Raw genomic sequence first — 18,036 nt, 5'->3', positions numbered from 1 at the left:
TGAAGGCGGGAGAAGTTCACGCTCCGTCTTCGGGCTCCCATCCACCCGGAGCACCTGAGCGGGGCCGCTGCCGCCGGTCCCCCACGACGCGGGCCGGCACGCCCGCGACAATGGCCCACTCCGGCACGTCCCGGGTGACGACGGCGCCCATGGCCACGACGGCGTGGTCCCCCACGGTGACACCGTCGGTGATGCCGGCGTTGGCGCCCACCCACACGTCCGCGCCAATGACGAGCCCTCGCGAGGTGACGGGCTGCTCGCGCACGGGCCGGTCCGGGGCGATGCCGTGGTCGAAGGCGTAGAGGGTGGCCCCGGTGGCGATGCGGGTGCCCTCGCCGATGCGGATGCCCGCGGCGCCGCCGTCCAGGCTCGCCCGGGCGTTGATGCTCACCCGGGGCCCGAGCGTCACGGGGCCATGAAGGAAGACCTCCGCGGCGATGCCGCACCCGGGGCCAATGGACACGGTGCGTCCGGGCTCGGCGAAGATGCGCGCCTCCGGGGCGATGAAGCACCCCTCCGCGATGTCCACCGTCTCCAGCTCGCGCAGCAGCGCCTGCACCTCGCGCTGCCAGGCCTCCGCCCATCCACGGTGGCGGGGCTTGAGGACGAAGTAGAGCCACGGCATCCAGGAGAGCCGGCGCTTGTGCTGCTCACGGCGAAGCGCGTCCAGGTCCACGCCCCTTCCCTATCATGCTCCGGTGGCGCGCCGGGTGGGTTCCCAGGTGAAGCGGCAGCGCTCGCGCTCCAGGGCAACGGCCTCCGCGTCTCCGGCCGCGGGCTCCAGGCGCGACACCATGTCGCTCGCCTCCCACGCGTAGGGCTGACCGTTGAGCAGGACGTGGCCGTCCACCACCGCCTGGGAGGCCTCCAGCATGGGCAACCGCCCCAGGTCGCGCAGCAGCGCCTCGAAGCGCCCCTGCCGCGCCGGGTCCAGGAAGCGGAAGCGCGCGCGCGCCAGCGCCGCCAGGTGGAACCACATGGGCCGGAAGGCCACGCCCGCCAGGACGAGGCGCCGGGCCATCACGAGCAGCATCTCCGTCGACTCGCGCGCCAGCCCCAGGCCCGGCACGTCCTGGCCAGGGAGCCGCGAGCGCCCCTCGCTGAAGCGCGCGCGCGGGTGACGCAGGCTGAGCCAGTTGACGAAGAGGAAGGGCTCCCCCGCCAGCACGCGGCGCTCCACGACGCAGTCCACCAGCAGGTGCTCCTGGCCCGCCGCGCAGCCGTGCACCTCCATCCGGTCTCCCTCTCCCACCGAGCCCACCTCCACGCGCAGCCGGCTGTAGCCGAGCCGCTCCACGTAGGAGAGGAGGCCGTAGCGGAAGAAGGCGTACTCGAGCGCCTGCGCCGTGTAGTAGCCGAGGATGCGCGGCTGGCGCTGGCCGCCGCTCAGGCCGAGCGAGCCCTCCAGGTCCTCCTGGGTGATGGGCTCGTCCCATGGCGTCGCGCCCTCGCGCGTCAGGGAGCGGGCGATGCGCTGATAGCGCGCGCTCAGCGGGTCATAGCGCGCCTTGATGCGGCGGCGGCCCTGCCCCGCCAGGACGAGCACGGTGCCCGCGAACACCTTCCACGCGTCGCGGTGATAGCCCCCGCCCGGCAGCCAGACGCTGGGGATGCCACGCAGCGCGCGCGCCAGGGCGCTGTCTCTCCGGCGGGCGCCTTTGAGGGACAGGCCCACGCGGCCAAAGCGGTCTCCCGCGAGCACGTCGCTGCCCGCGATGACGAAGGCCACGTCCGGCCGGGGCATGCGCTCCAGGAGGTCGTCGAGCAGGGCCAGATAGGTCCTGTCGTCCGTGTCCTCGGGGACGCGCGTCTCGTCCACCTCGGGCGACAGCGCGCCCCAGTCGCTGCCGGACAGCGAGCCAATCCAGGCCCGCTGCTGGCCCGCCAGACACTCCGCCGTCCCATCCGGTGGGTGGGCATCCAAGTCCAACACCACGGCCTGTCCGTCGAAGCCGTCCGCGTGGAGGGCGGCGAGCGCTATCGTGATGTCGTTCACCGCGCAGAAGCCGCCGCCGCGCGCCGGGCCGGCGTGGTGGAAGCCGCCCGCCATGTTCACCACCGGGCCCTTGCGCGCCACCGCGAGCCGCGCCGCGCCCAGCGTGCCGCCACACACCCGCCGCAGGCTGGACAGCAGCGCGTCCACCGGCACGTCGGCGGGGTCGGTGGCGAAGATGCGCGCCAGCGTCTCCGGCTGGCCCAGCGACTCCAGGTAGGCGGCGTCATGCACGCGCGACAGCTCGGCCAGGCTCACCGGCCGCGGGTGGTGCACGTCCTGGGAGCGCAGCGCGCGGGCCTCCAGGAGATACCAGGTGGTGAAGTCCACGCCGCGCGGCTCGATGCCCACGGAGGACTCGATGCCGGTGAGGGGCAGCCGGTAGGACTCGTCGTAGAAGGCGGGCACCGGCGCGCCGCCCCCGCTCCATCGCGACAGCCAGTCCCACAGGCTCATGGGCCCATGTCTCTCACGGCGGTCGGTCTGGGACCAGGGTCCAACGGGATGCCCAGACACGACGGCACAGTGGAGCTTCGCGCAGTGAACGGCGCCATGGGCGCAGACGGGCATGACGCGGGCCGCCAGGGGCCTGGGGGGCGGGGCCTTCGAGCAAGGCGCACCGCTCGCCGCGCTTCACTCCATGGGGCGCCGGCCCTCCGCACGCAGCGCGGGGCTCCGTCGGCGGAGCGTCCGCGCGCAGACCGCCATGAGCAGCGCCCACGCCAGCCCGGCCACCCAGCCACCCAGCACGTCCGTGGGGTAGTGCACGCCCAGGTAGACACGCGTCAGGCCCACGAGAAACGGCAGCAGCAGCGCCACGGTGAGGACATAGAGCTTGAGCCGCTTGCGCTCGGCGAGCTGGGCCAGCAGCGCGCCGAGCGTGAGATACACCGTGGCCGACAGCATGGCGTGGCCACTGGGGAAGCTCTGGCTGACCACCTCCGTGAGGTGCGGCACCACGGACGGCCGGGGCCGGGCGAAGAGCTGTTTCAGCAGGACATTGAGGCCCGCGCCGCCCAGCGTCGCGCCCAGCACGAGCAGCAGCGTCCGGTAGCGCCGCACCAGCAGGAGGAAGCCGCACACCGCCACGGTGGCGAGCGTCAGCACGGGGATGCCGCCCAGCGCCGTCACGTCCTCCGCCGTGCGCCGCAGCCACCAGGGCCCCCAAGGCCGCGCCGGGTCCTCGGGGTCGCGCAGCGCCAACAGCATGCGTTCATCGAGCTGCTGCGTCTCGCCCTCGGCCACCTCGTCCGACAGGGCGATGAAACCCAGACAGCAGACCAGCAGCAGCAAGAGCAGCCCCAACAGCCGCGTCACCGCCACGTCCCATCCCGACATCCACTGCCAGAGCCTCCGCCACATGACGGTGACTGTATGCACTCTGGCGTCCGGCGGGACGTCTCCCGCGCGGAACGTCGGCTATCCGGGCAGACGGATGCGGTCGCTGCCAGCGCTGCCGAAGGCCGCGCCGAGGATGCAGAAGCAGTGCAGGACGATGCCTGGAATGACGAAGAACCAGTAGCCGGCCCCCACCATCAGGAACCACAGGATGGCGCGTAGGAACTGGCCCTTGTAGAGCTGCCCCAGCCCCGGAATGACGAGGGACAGCACCCCAGCGATGAGGAAGTTGAAGCGGCGCTCGCGGATGATGTCGGCCATGGCAGTCTCCAGTCCTGCCCCCCATATAAAGGAGGGGCCGGGGCGATGAAAGCCCTGGAGTGAACGGCCGGACGCTCATGCCACGAGCGGCACGGTCTCCCCGCGCCTGGCTGCTATCACAGGGCCTCAAGGAGGCACTCGCATGGCCATCTCCACCATCGACCCGGCGACCGGCAAGACGCTGCGCACCTTCACGCCCCTCTCCGCCGAGGAGCTGGAGGCGAAGCTGCAGACGGCCGCCGACACGTTCCGCGCCTACCGTGAGACGACCTTCGCCGACCGCGTCACCTGGCTGCGGCGCGCGGCCGACCTGCTGGAGGCCGAGGCCGACCGCTACGGCCGCATCATGACGCAGGAGATGGGCAAGCCCTTCGAGGCCGCCAAGGCCGAGGCGAAGAAGTGCGCCACGGCCTGCCGCTACTACGTGGACCAGGGCGAAGCGCTGCTGCGCGACAGGCTCGTCGACATGGGCACCGGCCGCGCCTTCGTGCGCTACCAGCCCCTGGGGCCCGTGCTGGCCATCATGCCGTGGAACTTCCCCTTCTGGCAGGTGGTCCGCTTCGCCGCGCCCGCGCTGATGGCGGGGAACGTGGGCCTGCTCAAGCACGCCCACAGCGTTCCTCAGTGCGCGCTGGCCCTGGAGGAACTGTTCCTTCAGGCGGGGTTTCCGCGCGGCGCCTTCCAGGCGCTGCTCATCGAGACAGCCGACGTCAACCGCATCATCGAGGACCGCCGCGTGCGCGCGGTGACGCTCACCGGCAGCGAGGGCGCGGGCCGGGCCGTGGGCGCCGCCGCGGGCAGGGCCATCAAGAAGGTGGTGCTGGAGCTGGGCGGCAGCGACCCGTTCATCGTCATGCCCAGCGCGGACCTGGAGAAGGCGGTGGAGACGGCGGTGACCGCGCGGCTCATCAACAACGGCCAGTCCTGCATCGCCGCCAAGCGCTTCGTCGTCGCCGACTCCATCTACTCCGAGTTCGAGCGCCGCTTCGTGGAGCGCATGAAGCACGTCACCGTGGGCGACCCCATGGACGCGAAGACGGACCTGGGCCCCCTGGCGACGCGCGGCATCCGCGACGGGCTGCACGCCCAGGTGGAGGCGAGCGTGAAGGCCGGCGCGAGGCTGCTCCTGGGCGGCAAGCCCCTGGAGGGTCCGGGGAACTTCTACCCGGCCACCGTCCTGGCCGAACCCCCGCCCCAGGCCCCCGCCTTCCACGACGAGCTCTTCGGCCCGGTGGCCACGCTGCTGCGTGCGCGCGACGTGGACCACGCCCTGGAGCTGGCGAACGCGACGCCGTTCGGCCTGGGCGCCAGCGTGTGGACGCGGGACGAGGCCGAGCAGCGGCGCTTCATCGACGGCATCGAAGCGGGCATGGTGTTCGTCAACGCGCTGGTGGCGTCGGACGCCAGGCTTCCGTTTGGCGGCGTGAAGCACTCCGGCCACGGGCGCGAGCTGGCGGACGTGGGCATCCACGAGTTCGTCAACATCAAGTCCGTCCGCATCGCCGCGGCGGAGGACACGGCGCGGCAGCCTCCACCCCGCGCCGCCATCAGCGAGTAGCGACGGGGCTCCCAGGTCCGGAGTGATGGGCCGTCTCCTGACCTGGCGCCAGGCCCACGAGGCGGTCCAGGCATCGCGCGGCTCAGCTCCCCGCGCGCTCCACCCGGCACGCCGCCTTGCACGGGTTGACCTGGGTGGTCGTGCCCAGACAGGGCGTGAGGCTTTGCTCGACGGACGCGGGCTCGAATCCCGCCCGCGCATGTTTTCGAGCCTGATTCCGCATGGCGAGGTGACTGCCGTAGGTGTGGCGCAGCAGGGAGCAGGCAGGCGCGGAAGGAGACTCCCAGTGTGAAACTGAGCCACATCGACAGAAAAAGAAGTCTCAGGGGTGAGAAATCCACGCCTTCACTGCTAGGCTCAATCTACCAGTTCACCATGGTCCTCCTCCTACTTGCCTTCATCTGATGCAACACATGAAGCATGACAGGGTCGACTCCTCTCACATCTGAAACTCAGGAAATAGAACATGTCGTCATCTTCTTCATCCCGTGGTCGCTGGACAGATGAGGTGCTCGAACCCTTTCGCGCCATGGGAGAGCCCCTGGCGGATGCGGTCATCCAGAATGTCTTCGCCAACAACGAAGTGGATACCGTCAACCGCATCATGCGGAGCATCCATTCGAACGCGCACATGGTTCCCGCTGAGATGCCTGATACAGTGGAAGACTATTTGAACCAGACGGATGATTGGCCCGAGTGGGCCGATGCGGAGAAGGTCCTTCTGGGCCAGAGGCTCTTCCATCGCTATGGCATGCAGATGACCCTGGCGTACTTCACCTGGTCCCTGCCGTGTTGCTATGCCTGGGCCAAGGCGGCCAAGGTGCTGACCTGGACGAGCGGCATCGACAAGCACGTGCACCGCCGCATCATCGAGACGGCGCAGTTCGTCCTGGATGTGATGGCGGAGGGCGGCCTTGGGCCGAATGGGTTTGGGGTCCGTACGGCGCAGAAAATCCGTCTGCTCCACGCCACCATCCGATACCACGTCGGGCGAGACCCCAAGTGGCAAGCGTCCGAGTGGGGCACGCCGGCCAATCAGGAAGACCATGTTGCGACGCTTTTGACGCTGGCCCTGGTCCCCCGAGTGCTGACCAAGTTCGGCATGGACTTCACCCCGGAGGAAGAGGACGCCTATTTCCATTGCTGGAGGGTGATTGGACACTACCTGGGTATCCACCCTGATTTGCTGCCGCGCGACCTGGAAGATGCCCAGCAACTCTGGGAGGCCATCCAGCAGCGCCAGGTGAGGCCTTCGCCGGATGGGGTCGCGCTGACCAAGGCGCTGGTTGAGTACCTGAAGCTGCGCATGCCCGGCACGATGATGGACGGCATCGTGGTGGCGACGATGCGCGAGTTGTGCAGCGAGGCGGTGGCCGACGCCATCGGGCTTGAGCAAACCGACTGGACCCGCCACCTGCTGGGCCCGATGCGCTGGATGTTCGCCCTGTCGGACGAGGCGCAGGACCAATCGGGCTTCGCGGCGAAGATTTCCGCTTCCCTGTCGCGCAAGCTGCTGGAGGGACTCCACTCTTCAGAAACGGGCGGCAGCCGGGTGACGTTCCGCGTTCCCGTGTCGCTTCAGGAGTCGTGGAACCTCGAGAGCCCTGGGGAGAAGAAAGCAGGCCAGGTCGACCCGGCCACTTGAATCCGGGGGCCGCATAGGCCACGGACACGGAGGGCCCCGCACGGCTGCGCAGTGCGGGGCGAGCCGCTGAGCGGCTTTTGCCTGAGCCGCCCGTGACTCCTCCCTGGACTCATTTTCCTGGGGTCATCATGTCGAATCCACCCGCTTCTTCCAATCCACCCCCCGCCCCCGGAGTCATCGAACCCTGGGAGTATCATGACACCGAAGGCTTCAATGCCGCTGCGCGGCTCCACTCCAAGAGCGTGCAGGAGATTCTCGCCCCCTGTGCGACCCAGCATGACGCTGGCTTCGAGCTGCACAGCGCCATCGTTGAGCTGCACCGGACAATGCGACAGAACTACCTGCGGATGGTCCACCGCGTGGGTCGCAACATCCATCCTTTGATTATCGCGCGGGACACCGAGCCCGAGATGGATAGGGCCGACCTCGGTCGCCAGGGCGTGGGCGGTAGCTACACGCTGTATCTGGAGAATGGCGAGACATACTCCGTGCGCCCGACGCCCCGCGCATACGAGCTGCTCAAGTGTCTTGCTCACATTCCGCTGGGACTCTTCACCCTCCTGAGCCCCTACTTCCAGAACGCGACCGCCACCTCGTGGATGGAGGCAACGCGGCTCTATCAGCGACAGATAAGAACTGCGATTGAGTCCTTCACGCACGGCGCCGAGTCCCTGGATGCCTCGTACCGACCCTGGGTCCAGTCCATGCTGGAACTCACGGACGCCTATGTGGAGCAGACGCTGCGCAAGCGCAGCGTCACCGTGGAGGATTACGAGGCCTACACCACCTCGATGCGGCCCCACATCCGGCTGACCATGGACACCGCCGCAAAGCTGCAGGTGGACGCGGTGATGGCGGCCATGCTGCGGTGGAAGCAGATGCTGGGACCAGCCGAGTGGAAGAAGCTGTACGTCGTCGTTCCCACCATCTGGCCCGTGGCCGAATACAACCCTCGCTGGCAGATCTTCCGCAGCATCATGGACCCCGCGGAGGTGGAACTTCGGCTGCTGGTGGCCAATGGAGTCACGGGCCCGAACATCGAGGAGCAAATCCGCGACCTGCTGGGCCGCATCGTGGCCGACCGGGCGTCGGGGCGGCTCGTCTTCGGCATTGAAGACGAGCGAGGCCGGCGGATGACCCAGGGGCTTTCGTCGCCAACAGACGTGCTCGCAGACTCAGCCCATGAGGCACTCCAGGAGTTCTCCGCGCGCTTCAGCAGAGGGTGCCCGGTGGCGCATGGAATCAAGGACGGGAGCGGCCGGTGAGTGCCGTCCTGATTCACGCCTCGGCTGATGGGGGGGGCTCCGGGCGAGCCTCGGAGCTTGAGCACCTGCCCCTCCTGGCGGGCTCGGTGCATGCCCCCGGCGCGGCCTCCAGCGCCGCCTCCATGGTGTCGTGGTGCGGTCCCAACCGCGCGGCGATGGCGCCCACCGGCCAACCTTCCGCGTGGTGCAGCCGGCGAACTCGGGCGCTTGCCTCAAGGCCAACCATCCTCGCACCTCCACATGCAGGGCAGCGCCGCCAGCGCGGGCCCCTTCGGGTACGCGCCAGGGTGGTGTGTTGCAAGAAGGGGTTGCCTCAGACGCCACGCTCGCCTTTTCCGCACTTGACGTGGGACCACCGCGAACAGCTCGCGGCCTTCCTGCGTGACGAGCAATTGAAACCGCTGTTCCTCATGGGCGCAGGAGCGCGGCGTGTTCGTTGGCGTGATATGCCACCGTCGCATGGGAATCTTCCGGCTTGCGGATACGGTCGAGTTGAACAACGCATGGCTCGTCGGCCTGAGCGTGACATTGCTGCTGCTCGCGCTCTGGGCCGTCCTCGTGGCCTCCAGTGCGCTGCTGTACCAGGGCATCCGGCTGGTGGGGGTGAAGGCGCTGGAGCAGGCGGCCGACACCCTTCGCAAGCGCGCCCGGCTGAGCGCCGCCCTCCTGTCCTTCGTGGTGGTCGTCGCTGGCATCGCCGTGCTGGGCATTTCCCTGTGGGCGAAGAAGGACCTGGCCCCCCACTTCAATGCCTTGCTCGCGGACGTGACGGTGGAAGGGCTTGCGGCCCTGGGGCGTGGAGCGGGGCTGCTGGTGCTGTTGCTGGTGGCCGTCCTGGTGCTGGAGCGAGCGGCGCGCCGGCTCCTGGTGCGGCTCGGACGCAGGTTGGACGCGTGGCAACTGCCCCCAGAACACAAAGCACATGCGCAGAAGGCGATGGAGCAGGGGCCCGGCTTCATCAAGCTGTTGCTGGCCTACTTCGCGGTGGGCATGGCGGTCACCTCGCTGCAGCCCCCGGCCGCGTTCGCGTGGCTCATTGACACCACCCTCTTCGTGCTGCTGGCCATCAGTGGTGGGCGCCTGGCGGTGTCCTTGCTGCACCTGATGTCTGGGCGGCTGGTCGGGTCCTGGGCGGCGAAGGGCACGGCCACGAAGTACGAGGAGTACTTCATGGCCCTCAGCCGGCTGCTCCCGGTGGGGCAGAAGAGCCTGGAGGCCATCGTCTACATCTCGGTGGCGACCCTCATCATCCGCCGGTTCCAGAACCTGGAGCCCTTTGCACCGTACGGGCCGGTGCTCATCCGCGTCATCGCCCTGTTCTTCGCCGCCAGCGTCGTCGTGGAGTTCGTCCGGCTGCTCATCGCCCGGGCATTCAAGGTGGACGGCTCCGACCTGGATGATGCGGCCCGGCGGCGCAACACCTTCGTCGCCCTCATCCAGAGCGCCTCCAAGTACCTGGTCTATTTCCTGGTGGGGATGATGGTGCTCAGCGACCTTGGCGTGGACCCCACCCCCATCCTCGCGGGCGCCGGCATCGTCGGTCTCACCGTGGGCTTGGGCTCGCAGGCCATCGTCACGGACCTGGTCAACGGCGTCTTCCTGCTCTTCGAAGACCAGATATTGAACGGCGACTACATCCGCATCGACGATACAGAGGGCGTGGTGGAGGAGATAACTCCCCGCGTCACCCGCATTCGCGACCGCTTCGGACGCCTTCACATCCTCCGCAATGGCGAAATCAAGAATGTCATCAACTACAGCCGAGGCTGGACGCTGGCGGTCGTGGACATGGCCGTGGCCTATGAGTGCGACTTGAAGAAGGTGATGGATGTGATTGGCCAGGTCTGCGAGCAGGTGCCCATGCTGTCGCAGGGCAAGGTGTCCGAGATGCCCAAGCTGCTCGGTATCGAGAGCATGGACGAGAGCTGGATGACCGTGCGCATTGAAGCCAAGGTGCAGCCAGGGACACACTTCGACGTGAAGCGGCTGCTCAACCGACTGCTGTTCGAGGCCTTCACCGCCAACGGCCTGGAAATCCCCTACCCCAAGGCGGTGGAATACGAGGGGGCCGCGTTGCTCCCCGCCACCTCCGCGCCGCCGCAGGAGGAGCCCCAGGCGCTCGCCGCTTCGGATCGGTACCGATAGATGTGGCGACCCAGAATTCGGGCGCTGCGTCGTGGGCGCATCAAACGAGAAAACTCCAGACATTGCCATTTTCAAGAGCGCGATGAAAGATGCGACGCGGCAATCCCTCTCTCCCTGGAGTCCGTCCCATGAAGAAAGCCTTCCTCGTCGCCCTGTCCCTGTCCTTTCCCGCGTTCGCGGCTCCCGACTTCGATTCGGAGGCGCTGTCGGTGGACGTGGACCCCGAGGAGCTCGTGAGCCGGGAGGATGTCGACGAGGCCGACCTGGGCCCGACGCTGCTCCCGTTCTGCTGGAACCTCAACTACACGTCGTGCTCCCGCCCAGGCACGACGCAGCAGTGTACGGACGGCATCTGGAGCGATTACGTCTGCACCTGCCGCCCCCTGGGCACGCGCAACGTCTGGGACTGCCCCGAGGTCCGCTGAGCGCGGGCGCCGTCCTCCTCAGGGGCCCCGGCTGACATTGACGCCACCCGCCCCCTGACATGGAAGTCGCGGCTTCCTCCAAGCGCGGCACGGCGCTCCCTCGGAGCAACCACGGCACGGGGGTTGCTCTAACGCATCCGCAACCACGCATCAGGGGGCACCGTGCATTCCTCGCAGTCCGTCATCTCACCTGACTCACGACTCCGGAGCTGGTCCATCCGCGCGGGGTTGCTCCTCGCCTGCGTTGCAACCGTGGCGACCTCCGAAGACAACTCCGTGCAGGTCACCCAATCCGGGGCCCCCTTCGCCCTCACGACCGAGCAGATAAAGACGACACGCCACGTCACGGTGCGCATCGCGCCCCAGAGTTACGAACTCTCCACCAGCTTATTCGTAACGACAGGCATCACGGCCCAATGGGTTCCCGACACCCCTGTCCCAGGTCAGAGGCCCACGCTCCAGGTGCAATGGCCTGTCGTGGAGCCCCACGGCAACTCCCATCGCGAACGCATTCTCCTCGCGGAGAACGACACGACCCCCGTTGAAGGAGCCGCGTACTCTCATCACGACATCCGTTGCGACGCCCGGCAGGAGTGCGTGTGGGAGGGGGAGCTGGAGTTCAGCATCGACAGCGAAAACCCGGGCACCGTCGACATGCAAGCCTGGAGCGTGGAAGTCTCAATCGATCCAAACAGCGGCAAGAGGTTGTCCGAGCGTGACATCTCCATCGTCATCTCGGAGCGCTGAAGCATGACCACCGCCAGGCGCCCCTCGCCGGGCAGCGCGATGCGGCATCCCATCACCCTCGCGGCGGTGGCCCTGCTCATCCTCAACGACCATGTGCTCAAGGCGCAGTGGCCGTCCTGGTGGACAGGAAAGCTGTCGGACGTGGCGGGGCTCGCCATGTTCCCGCTGCTGCTCCAAGGGCTGTGGGAGCACCTCGGCACGCGCAACCGCGAGGACTTCGAGCCATCCCGCGCGGTGCTCCACGGCTGCGTCCTGGTGACGGGGCTGTGCTTCTCCGCCATCCAGGTCTCCGAGCTCGCCGGAGATGGCTGGCGCCATGGCCTGGGCCTCCTTCAATGGCCCCCGAGAGCAACATGGGCCCTCCTCACGGACGCACCCCGGCTTCCGCGCGTGCTCCCCGTCGCGCACGTCGCGGATGCCGAGGACCTCCTGACGCTGCCCGCGCTGCTGGTGGCCCTGAAGGTGGGCGGTTCGCGGTGCGCACCGCGAACCGCGTCCCGCATGGGCGCGCCGGACAGCACCCCGGCTTGATACACGCGCATGGCGTCTACCGCATCCGCGTCCGGCCACCGCCGCCGGGCGCGGCGTGGACCTCCTCCAGCGCCTGCGTCGCCGCCTCCACCTCCGCGCCGAGCTGCTCCACGCTCTGCCGCAGCCCCAGCCCGGCGATGTCCTCTCCCGCGGTGTCCGCCGAGCGCACCCGCAGCACCTGCGCGTAGAGGCTCTCCAGGGTGTAGTAGAGGCGCATGTGCTCGGCCTCGAGCCGCGCCGCCGCGGTGGCCAGCTCCGCGCGCTGGCGCCGCTGCGCCTCCAGCGCGACCAGCGCTCCGGCCAGCCGCTCCCGCACCACCGCGTCCTCTTCCGAGGCCACCCGCGCCGCCAACGTGTCCCGCTCGGCGTCCAGCCGCTGGGCCTCATCCGGTGGCGCCAGCGCCCGCAGCTCCCGCTCGCGGCGCACCAGTGCATGACAACCCTGTCGCAGGGCCTCCACCGTGCGCTCCGGCGCATGCACCAGCTCGCGCAGCACCGCGGGCCCCTCGCGCAGGGCCTCCATCAACCGGGCGCAGAGGGCGTCCACCTTCGCCACCCGGGGGTCCGCATCCCCCACGGGCGCCCGCTCCGGCGTCCCGGCGTCGCGCGCGCGGGCCTCGTCACGCCGGGGACGCTCCAGGTGCTTCAACGATGCCAGGAAGAAGCCCAGGGCCACGAAAATCAGCCACCACAGCCGGCGGGGCTGCGCCAGGGCAATCAACACACACGTCATCGACGCCGTGACATAGGCGCCGCCCCGCGCCGGGTTGCGCGAGCGGGGGGACAGCACCTCCCGCTCGGCGCGGCGGGCGGCGCGCTTCGCCTCCCGCTGCCACTGCTTCTCCCACTTCCGGCGGACCTTCCGGGGCGGCAGCTGCCCGGTGCGGCGCACCCAGGCCTCCACCGCCGCGTCCTCACGCGCGCGGCCCTCCGAGAGCGCGTCCTCCAACCTGAGCAGGCGTTCATGTTGGAGACGGGAAGGTGGGGAAACCGGAGGCTGGGAACGTCCGCGAGGCACGGGGTGACGATAACGACGACACGCCTCCTCAGGGAGGGGAAGCGCGCCATTCGTCGCCTGCTGCATATGCAGCGTGCAACAAACGGAAATGCTCAACCGTTTGCATTCGCCCCGGGAAACTCCGTAGAGAATGTGCCCTGGCGGGGGGCGAAAAAGGGGGCAGGTGCCGTGGAGTTACCGGAGGAGAAGGGGGAGAGCGCCGGGTGGGAACCCGAGAGCATCCGCGCCCTGCGGGGTGAGCAGAGCCGCGCGGCGTTCGCACGCCTGCTGGGCGTCACCCCTCTCACCGTCTACCGCTGGGAGCTGCCGAGCGAAGCCCCCCAGGCCCGCCGTCCGCGTGGCCGCGTGGCGGTGGCGCTCCGCCAGCTCGCCGCGCGAGGCGGAGCCCCCACGCCCGCCGGCTCCGCGTCCCGGCGGCAGGAGCTGCACCCCGAGGAGCTGGCCCGCATCCTCTCCTGCGTCACCCACCTGACGCGGGCCGAGTGGCGAGCCGCGGAAGAAGAGCTGCTGTCGCTGCTGGCCTCGGGCCTGCTGCGCACCCCGGGCGCGCGGGCCATGGCCGCGGTGGGACTGGCCTATCTCCAGCGCTGGGGCCGCGAGGACAGCCGGGGCGCCTTCACCACGCTGCTGCCCCACCTGGCCTTCGCCGACGCCGGCATCCTCCCGGAGGAGGTGGAGCTGCGCGTGCTCGCCATGGCGGCCACCCTCTACGCGTCCCCGGACGGGAAGCTGTTCGACGCGAACAAGTCCGCCGCGTACGTGGCGCGCGCGGAGGCGCTGCTGGCCAACCACGACGACCCGGAGGTCCGCTGTCAGCTGCGCATGGCCGAGGTCGCCTGCGGCTTCTACCTGGGCGAGGCGGAGCGCATCACCCACGGCTCCGGGCGGCTGGCGGATGCGCTCGTGGGGGTGAAGGACCCGGCCCTGCGGCTGCTCGCCGAGGACGCCTGCGCCCACGAGGCGGCCCTGCGCGGCGAGGCCACCCTGGCCACGCGCCGCTTCCGCGAGGTGGCGCAGGGCGCGGCGCGGATGGGGTACGCCTTCCTGGAGGCGCGCAACCTGGCCTTCCTGGCCCAGCGCCGGCTGGACGAGGCCTGCGAGCCCTCCGAGGCGCTGCAGTTGGTGCGCCGCGCGCGGGAGGCCGCGTATGGCGGGCGCATGGTCCGCGGCTTCTCCTTCATCTTCGCCGCGCGCGCGGAGGCCGAGGCCCTGCTGCGGCTGGCGCGCTTCGCGGAAGCCGAGGCCGTGCTGGATGAAGCGGACGCGGTGGTGGAGGAGCTGCGCTGGACGCCGCTGTACCTGACGGTGACGCGCGCGCGGCTGTACCTGCTCAGCGGCCGGTACCCGGGACTGCGCAAGCTGGCGCGGCACCTGACGGCCTACGACGGCACCATCCAGCGGGCCCTCACCGGCGCCTATGCCCAGTTCGCGGAGTCGCTGGCCGACCTCGCCGAGGGCAACGCGCCTCGCGCGGCGGAGGGCTTCGCCGCAGCCGGGCAGCGCACCATGGAGCTGGGCGGCTGGCCCTACCTGCGCCGCGAATGCCTGCTGTATGAGACGTATGCGCGCGTCTACGCCTGCCAGCGCGACCAGGGCCGGGTGCTGCTGCGGCGGGCGCGCGCCTTCCTGGAGCGCATGCCGTCCGCGTGGCACTCCGCCCTGCTCCACCGCTTCGAGGCCTTGCTGCACGTCCTGGACGGGCGCACCGCGGAGGCCCGGTCGCTGCTGGAGGCCGCGCTGGGCACCTTCAGCCTCACGGGCGACTTGTGCATGGCCGTCTACACGCGCCACCTGCTGGCGCTGCTGGCGCGGATGGAGGGTGACCCCGCCGCTGGCGAGCTGCTGGCCGCCAGCGAGGCGGAGCTGCACCGCGTGGGCATGGTGGTGCACCCGCAGCACTTCGTGCACGACGCCGCCCGCGAGCCCCACGCCACCTCCCGCGACGCCGAGGGCGCCCCTCGCCTGGGCGCGGAGGCCCTGGTGGTGCCCTTCGAGCGGCTGTCGGTGCGCGGCATGGGCGCGCCCCTCATCCAGCGTGAGCTGCTGGCCGTGGTGGAGGGGCTCTTCCCCCACGGCGCGCCCCGGCTGGAGGAGCTGGACTCGCAGGGCCGGGCCACGCCGCTGGGCGGCGACGCCTCCGTGCCCGCAACCGAGGCCGTGGAGTTCGGGGACGGCTGTGGCCGGCGGCTCCGCCTGGGCGTCGCGGGCCACCTGCCCTCGGACGGCCGCGCGCTGCTGACGGCGCTGTCCCGGCTGGGCGGCTTCGCGCTGGAGGTCGCCACCCTGCGAGGCTTCGCCCCGGTGGACGTGCCCGCCCTCGCCAGTGACGACGCGGACGCGCGGGACGCGGACATGCCGGGCTTCATCGCCGCCTCGTCGGCCATGCGGCGGCTGCGCTCGGAGCTGGCGAGCCTGTCCTCCAGCCGCGCCACCGTCATCGTCACCGGCGAGTCCGGCTCCGGCAAGGAGGTGGTGGCGCGGGCGCTGCACGCCTTGTCCGCGCGCTCGCAGCGGCCCTACGTGGCCTTCAACTGCGCCGCGGTGCCCCGGGACCTCTTCGAAGGGCAGCTCTTCGGCTACCGGCGCGGCGCGTACACCGGCGCGGCCACGGACCACCCCGGCGTCATCCGCGCCGCGCACGGCGGCACCCTCTTCCTGGACGAGATTGGCGAGCTCCCCCTGGAGGTACAGCCCAAGCTGCTGCGCTTCCTGGAGAACGGCGAAGTCTTCCCGCTGGGGGAGATACGGCCGGTGGAGGTGGACGTGCGGGTGGTGGCGGCCACGCACCGGGATTTGGGCCAACTGGTGCGGGAGGGCCGCTTCCGAGAGGACCTCTACTACCGCCTCCAGGTGGTGCCGGTGCGCGTGCCCCCGCTGCGCGAGCGGCGCGAGGACGTGATGGCGCTGGCCCGGCACTTCGTCCGGCAGCTCACGCCCCAGGGCCTGGAGCCGCCGCGGCTGGGGCCGGACGCCATCGCCGCGCTGATGTCACACCCGTGGCCCGGCAACGTGCGAGAGCTGCGGAACGTGATTGAGCGGTCCATGGCCTACGGGCCGTTCCCCGCCGTGCTGGGCGCGGAGCAGATGCGCATCGCGGGCTGAAGTCAGAGGAGTTTCCCCAGCCCGCGATGCGCTCCGCCCTGTTTCCCCACACCCCTGTGGGAAGCGGCTCCAGAGGTGCGTGCCTCTGGAAGAACACACCCTCGGGTCGGAGAGGGGGGAAACTCCGGCCCGGGGTGCCGAGGCCACCGAAGCGACCTCATGCGAAAGGTGTGTGTCTCCGGCGCCCACCGCGGCACCGGATGCACTGTGGGAGGTGTTAAGCACCCGGCGTGCCAATGCCCGGGAGGGTGATTGACTCAAACGGAAATCATCCGCGCGCCCGGACAGGGGGCGGGCATATCCAATGGATGCACCCCGGCATCCATCTGAATCATTCCGGATACACTGGATGTCCAGCCGGCCCGCCAGCCGAGCAGCCTCGCTGATGGCCAGGGTGAGCGCCCCCGGGGCGTGTGGGACAGCGGCGGCGGTGGAAGTGGGTTAATGGGGAGCGCGATGATCCACGCTGCCTCGTCCCGCCGGTTCCAGGCCTTCGGCCTGGGGGTGCTCGCCTTCACGCTGGTCGTGATTCTGTGGGGCGCCTTCGTGCGCGCCACGGGCTCGGGTGCTGGCTGCGGAGACCACTGGCCGGTGTGCAACGGCGAGGTCATCCCCCGAGCCCCCAGCGTCCAGACGCTCATCGAATACACGCACCGGCTGACGAGCGGCCTGGCGATGATTCTGGCGGTGGCGCTCTTCGTCTGGGCCCGGAAGGGGCACGCCCAGGGCCACCCGGCGCGGCGCGCGGCGGCGTGGGCCCTGTTCTTCATGATGACGGAGGCGCTCGTCGGCGCGGGAATCGTCCTGCTGAAGTACGTGGCGGACAACGCCTCCGTGGGCCGGGCCCTGTGGATGGGCGTGCACCTGGTGAACACCTTCCTGCTGGTGGGCGCGCAGACGCTGGTCATCTGGTTCTCCCGGGGGCGGGCCCCGTTGAGCCTGCGGGGCCAGGGGCTGCCGGGCACGCTGATGGGCCTGAGCCTCCTGGGGCTGCTGGTGCTGGGGGTGAGTGGCGCCATCGCGGCGCTGGGGGACACGCTGTTCCCGTCCACGACGCTGGCGGAGGGGCTGCGTCAGGATGTTTCGGAGACGGCGCACATCCTCATCAAGCTGCGGGTGCTGCACCCGCTGCTGGCGGTGAGCATTGGCGCGTTCCTGATGCTGGCGTCACGGTGGGTGGCGCGGGTGCGTCCATCGGAGGACGTGCGGCGCGCGGCGTCCGCCATCACCGTGCTCTACGCGGTGCAGCTGGGCGCGGGCGTCACCAATCTGCTGCTGCTGGCGCCGGTGTGGATGCAGCTCGTGCACCTGCTGCTGGCGGACTTCGTGTGGATGGCGGTGGTGGTGCTGTGCGCGGGGGGACTGGCCGCGGATGCGCCCCGGGTGGTGGCGGAGACGTCGCCCGCTTCGCGCGCCGAGCCGGTCTGACGGCGTTCGCCGCTGTATTGGGGTCCTCCAGCCGCGCAACAGGCACGGCCAGATATCGCCCCCGCCGGGGCAAGAGATAACAAGGCATGGCGGATGAACTTGAATGGGAGCCAGTCCGAGCCCTGGCGCGGCGCGTGCGGGACGGTGAACGCCTGACGCTCACGGCGGACGTGAGGGACCTGCTGGAACGCACCGGGTCGGAGGTAGGCATCGGCGAAGCTGACGCGGCAGCAGCCCTTGGCACGGCCGAAGAGGCGGAAGCCCTTCTGCTGGAATGCGCGCGCCGCATCAAGGAAGGCTCCGACCGCATTGTCGACGCGCTTCATCGCGCCAGGCGCCACCGGAAGGCAGGAGACTTCGACAGCGCCCGCCAGGAAATGCGGGGGGTGCTCGCCGTCGAAGCGGTGCCGCTCTATCGCGAAATCGCGGAAGGCCAGCTCGAAGACATGGCAGAGGGTCCGTAATTCAGTTCTCTGACTTGATGCCAACTGCCCTGCTTTGGCGGGGAGTCGTCCTGAGT

General features: G+C 69.9%; 15 protein-coding genes. 10 read left to right on the top strand and 5 right to left on the bottom strand.

Annotated features, from left to right (window positions below; translation table 11 throughout):
• Positions 1 to 16: 16 nt before the first annotated feature.
• The 4 genes from KGD87_RS29830 to KGD87_RS29815 form a co-directional block, all read right to left on the bottom strand.
• Positions 17 to 676 (bottom strand): acyltransferase, encoded by a 660-nt coding sequence (locus tag KGD87_RS29830; protein ID WP_284664341.1) that lies wholly within the window; start codon positions 674 to 676, stop codon positions 17 to 19.
• 12 nt (positions 677 to 688) lie between these two features.
• Complete coding sequence (locus KGD87_RS29825; RefSeq protein ID WP_284664340.1) at positions 689 to 2,449, bottom strand: histone deacetylase family protein; 1,761 nt, start codon at positions 2,447 to 2,449, stop codon at positions 689 to 691.
• Positions 2,450 to 2,626: 177 nt separating this feature from the next.
• A complete protein-coding gene (locus KGD87_RS29820) occupies positions 2,627 to 3,331 on the bottom strand; it encodes a phosphatase PAP2 family protein (RefSeq protein WP_163783460.1) in 705 nt (234 codons plus the stop codon).
• An 81-nt stretch (positions 3,332 to 3,412) separates the two neighbouring features.
• Positions 3,413 to 3,652 (bottom strand): DUF5683 domain-containing protein, encoded by a 240-nt coding sequence (locus KGD87_RS29815; protein WP_284664339.1) that lies wholly within the window; start codon positions 3,650 to 3,652, stop codon positions 3,413 to 3,415.
• A gap of 142 nt (positions 3,653 to 3,794) precedes the next feature.
• On the opposite strand from KGD87_RS29815, the gene KGD87_RS29810 reads away from it, so the two are divergent.
• The 7 genes from KGD87_RS29810 to KGD87_RS29780 all read left to right on the top strand — a co-directional run bounded on the left by KGD87_RS29810 (position 3,795) and on the right by KGD87_RS29780 (position 11,968).
• Positions 3,795 to 5,210, top strand: a complete 1,416-nt coding sequence (locus KGD87_RS29810) for an NAD-dependent succinate-semialdehyde dehydrogenase (RefSeq protein ID WP_284664338.1) — start codon at positions 3,795 to 3,797, stop codon at positions 5,208 to 5,210.
• Between the two features lie 466 nt (positions 5,211 to 5,676).
• Complete coding sequence (locus KGD87_RS29805) at positions 5,677 to 6,855, top strand: oxygenase MpaB family protein (RefSeq protein ID WP_284664337.1); 1,179 nt, start codon at positions 5,677 to 5,679, stop codon at positions 6,853 to 6,855.
• A gap of 128 nt (positions 6,856 to 6,983) precedes the next feature.
• Positions 6,984 to 8,120 (top strand): hypothetical protein, encoded by a 1,137-nt coding sequence (locus KGD87_RS29800; protein WP_284664336.1) that lies wholly within the window; start codon positions 6,984 to 6,986, stop codon positions 8,118 to 8,120.
• A 492-nt stretch (positions 8,121 to 8,612) separates the two neighbouring features.
• Positions 8,613 to 10,265, top strand: a complete 1,653-nt coding sequence (locus KGD87_RS29795; RefSeq protein ID WP_284664335.1) for a mechanosensitive ion channel family protein — start codon at positions 8,613 to 8,615, stop codon at positions 10,263 to 10,265.
• Positions 10,266 to 10,393: 128 nt separating this feature from the next.
• Positions 10,394 to 10,690 carry a hypothetical protein gene (locus KGD87_RS29790; protein WP_284664334.1) on the top strand — a complete coding sequence of 99 codons (297 nt, stop codon included), beginning with the start codon at positions 10,394 to 10,396 and terminating at the stop codon, positions 10,688 to 10,690.
• A 252-nt stretch (positions 10,691 to 10,942) separates the two neighbouring features.
• The gene (locus tag KGD87_RS29785; protein ID WP_284664333.1) at positions 10,943 to 11,437 is read left to right on the top strand and encodes a hypothetical protein; all 495 of its coding nucleotides are present in this window, start codon (positions 10,943 to 10,945) and stop codon (positions 11,435 to 11,437) included.
• Positions 11,438 to 11,440: 3 nt separating this feature from the next.
• Positions 11,441 to 11,968, top strand: coding sequence for a hypothetical protein (locus KGD87_RS29780; protein ID WP_284664332.1), 528 nt, complete (start codon positions 11,441 to 11,443; stop codon positions 11,966 to 11,968).
• A 16-nt stretch (positions 11,969 to 11,984) separates the two neighbouring features.
• Here KGD87_RS29780 and KGD87_RS29775 read toward each other — a convergent pair whose 3' ends face one another.
• Positions 11,985 to 13,058, bottom strand: a complete 1,074-nt coding sequence (locus KGD87_RS29775; protein ID WP_350102617.1) for a hypothetical protein — start codon at positions 13,056 to 13,058, stop codon at positions 11,985 to 11,987.
• A gap of 96 nt (positions 13,059 to 13,154) precedes the next feature.
• Here KGD87_RS29775 and KGD87_RS29770 point away from each other — a divergent pair, with 96 nt between their 5' ends.
• From KGD87_RS29770 to KGD87_RS29760, 3 genes are all read left to right on the top strand, one after another.
• On the top strand, positions 13,155 to 16,088 hold the full coding sequence (locus tag KGD87_RS29770; RefSeq protein ID WP_284664330.1) for a sigma-54-dependent transcriptional regulator: 2,934 nt from the start codon (positions 13,155 to 13,157) through the stop codon (positions 16,086 to 16,088).
• A 456-nt stretch (positions 16,089 to 16,544) separates the two neighbouring features.
• Positions 16,545 to 17,516 (top strand): COX15/CtaA family protein, encoded by a 972-nt coding sequence (locus tag KGD87_RS29765; protein ID WP_284664329.1) that lies wholly within the window; start codon positions 16,545 to 16,547, stop codon positions 17,514 to 17,516.
• An 86-nt stretch (positions 17,517 to 17,602) separates the two neighbouring features.
• Positions 17,603 to 17,980: a DUSAM domain-containing protein gene (locus KGD87_RS29760; protein WP_284664328.1), complete on the top strand. Its 378-nt coding sequence runs from the start codon at positions 17,603 to 17,605 to the stop codon at positions 17,978 to 17,980.
• Positions 17,981 to 18,036: the final 56 nt, after the last annotated feature.

Source organism: Myxococcus sp. SDU36, from assembly GCF_030168875.1.
Lineage (GTDB): Bacteria > Myxococcota > Myxococcia > Myxococcales > Myxococcaceae > Myxococcus > Myxococcus vastator.
This window is presented reverse-complemented; position numbering and strand designations above follow the sequence as displayed.

Coding starts and splice junctions, on each gene's coding strand:
- KGD87_RS29820 (WP_163783460.1), bottom strand. CDS start 3,331: ATGTCGGGATGGGACGTGGCGGTGACGCGGCTGTTGGGGCTGCTCTTG.
- KGD87_RS29760 (WP_284664328.1), top strand. CDS start 17,603: ATGGCGGATGAACTTGAATGGGAGCCAGTCCGAGCCCTGGCGCGGCGC.
- KGD87_RS29790 (WP_284664334.1), top strand. CDS start 10,394: ATGAAGAAAGCCTTCCTCGTCGCCCTGTCCCTGTCCTTTCCCGCGTTC.
- KGD87_RS29810 (WP_284664338.1), top strand. CDS start 3,795: ATGGCCATCTCCACCATCGACCCGGCGACCGGCAAGACGCTGCGCACC.
- KGD87_RS29825 (WP_284664340.1), bottom strand. CDS start 2,449: ATGAGCCTGTGGGACTGGCTGTCGCGATGGAGCGGGGGCGGCGCGCCG.
- KGD87_RS29815 (WP_284664339.1), bottom strand. CDS start 3,652: ATGGCCGACATCATCCGCGAGCGCCGCTTCAACTTCCTCATCGCTGGG.
- KGD87_RS29800 (WP_284664336.1), top strand. CDS start 6,984: ATGTCGAATCCACCCGCTTCTTCCAATCCACCCCCCGCCCCCGGAGTC.
- KGD87_RS29780 (WP_284664332.1), top strand. CDS start 11,441: ATGACCACCGCCAGGCGCCCCTCGCCGGGCAGCGCGATGCGGCATCCC.
- KGD87_RS29765 (WP_284664329.1), top strand. CDS start 16,545: ATGATCCACGCTGCCTCGTCCCGCCGGTTCCAGGCCTTCGGCCTGGGG.
- KGD87_RS29805 (WP_284664337.1), top strand. CDS start 5,677: ATGTCGTCATCTTCTTCATCCCGTGGTCGCTGGACAGATGAGGTGCTC.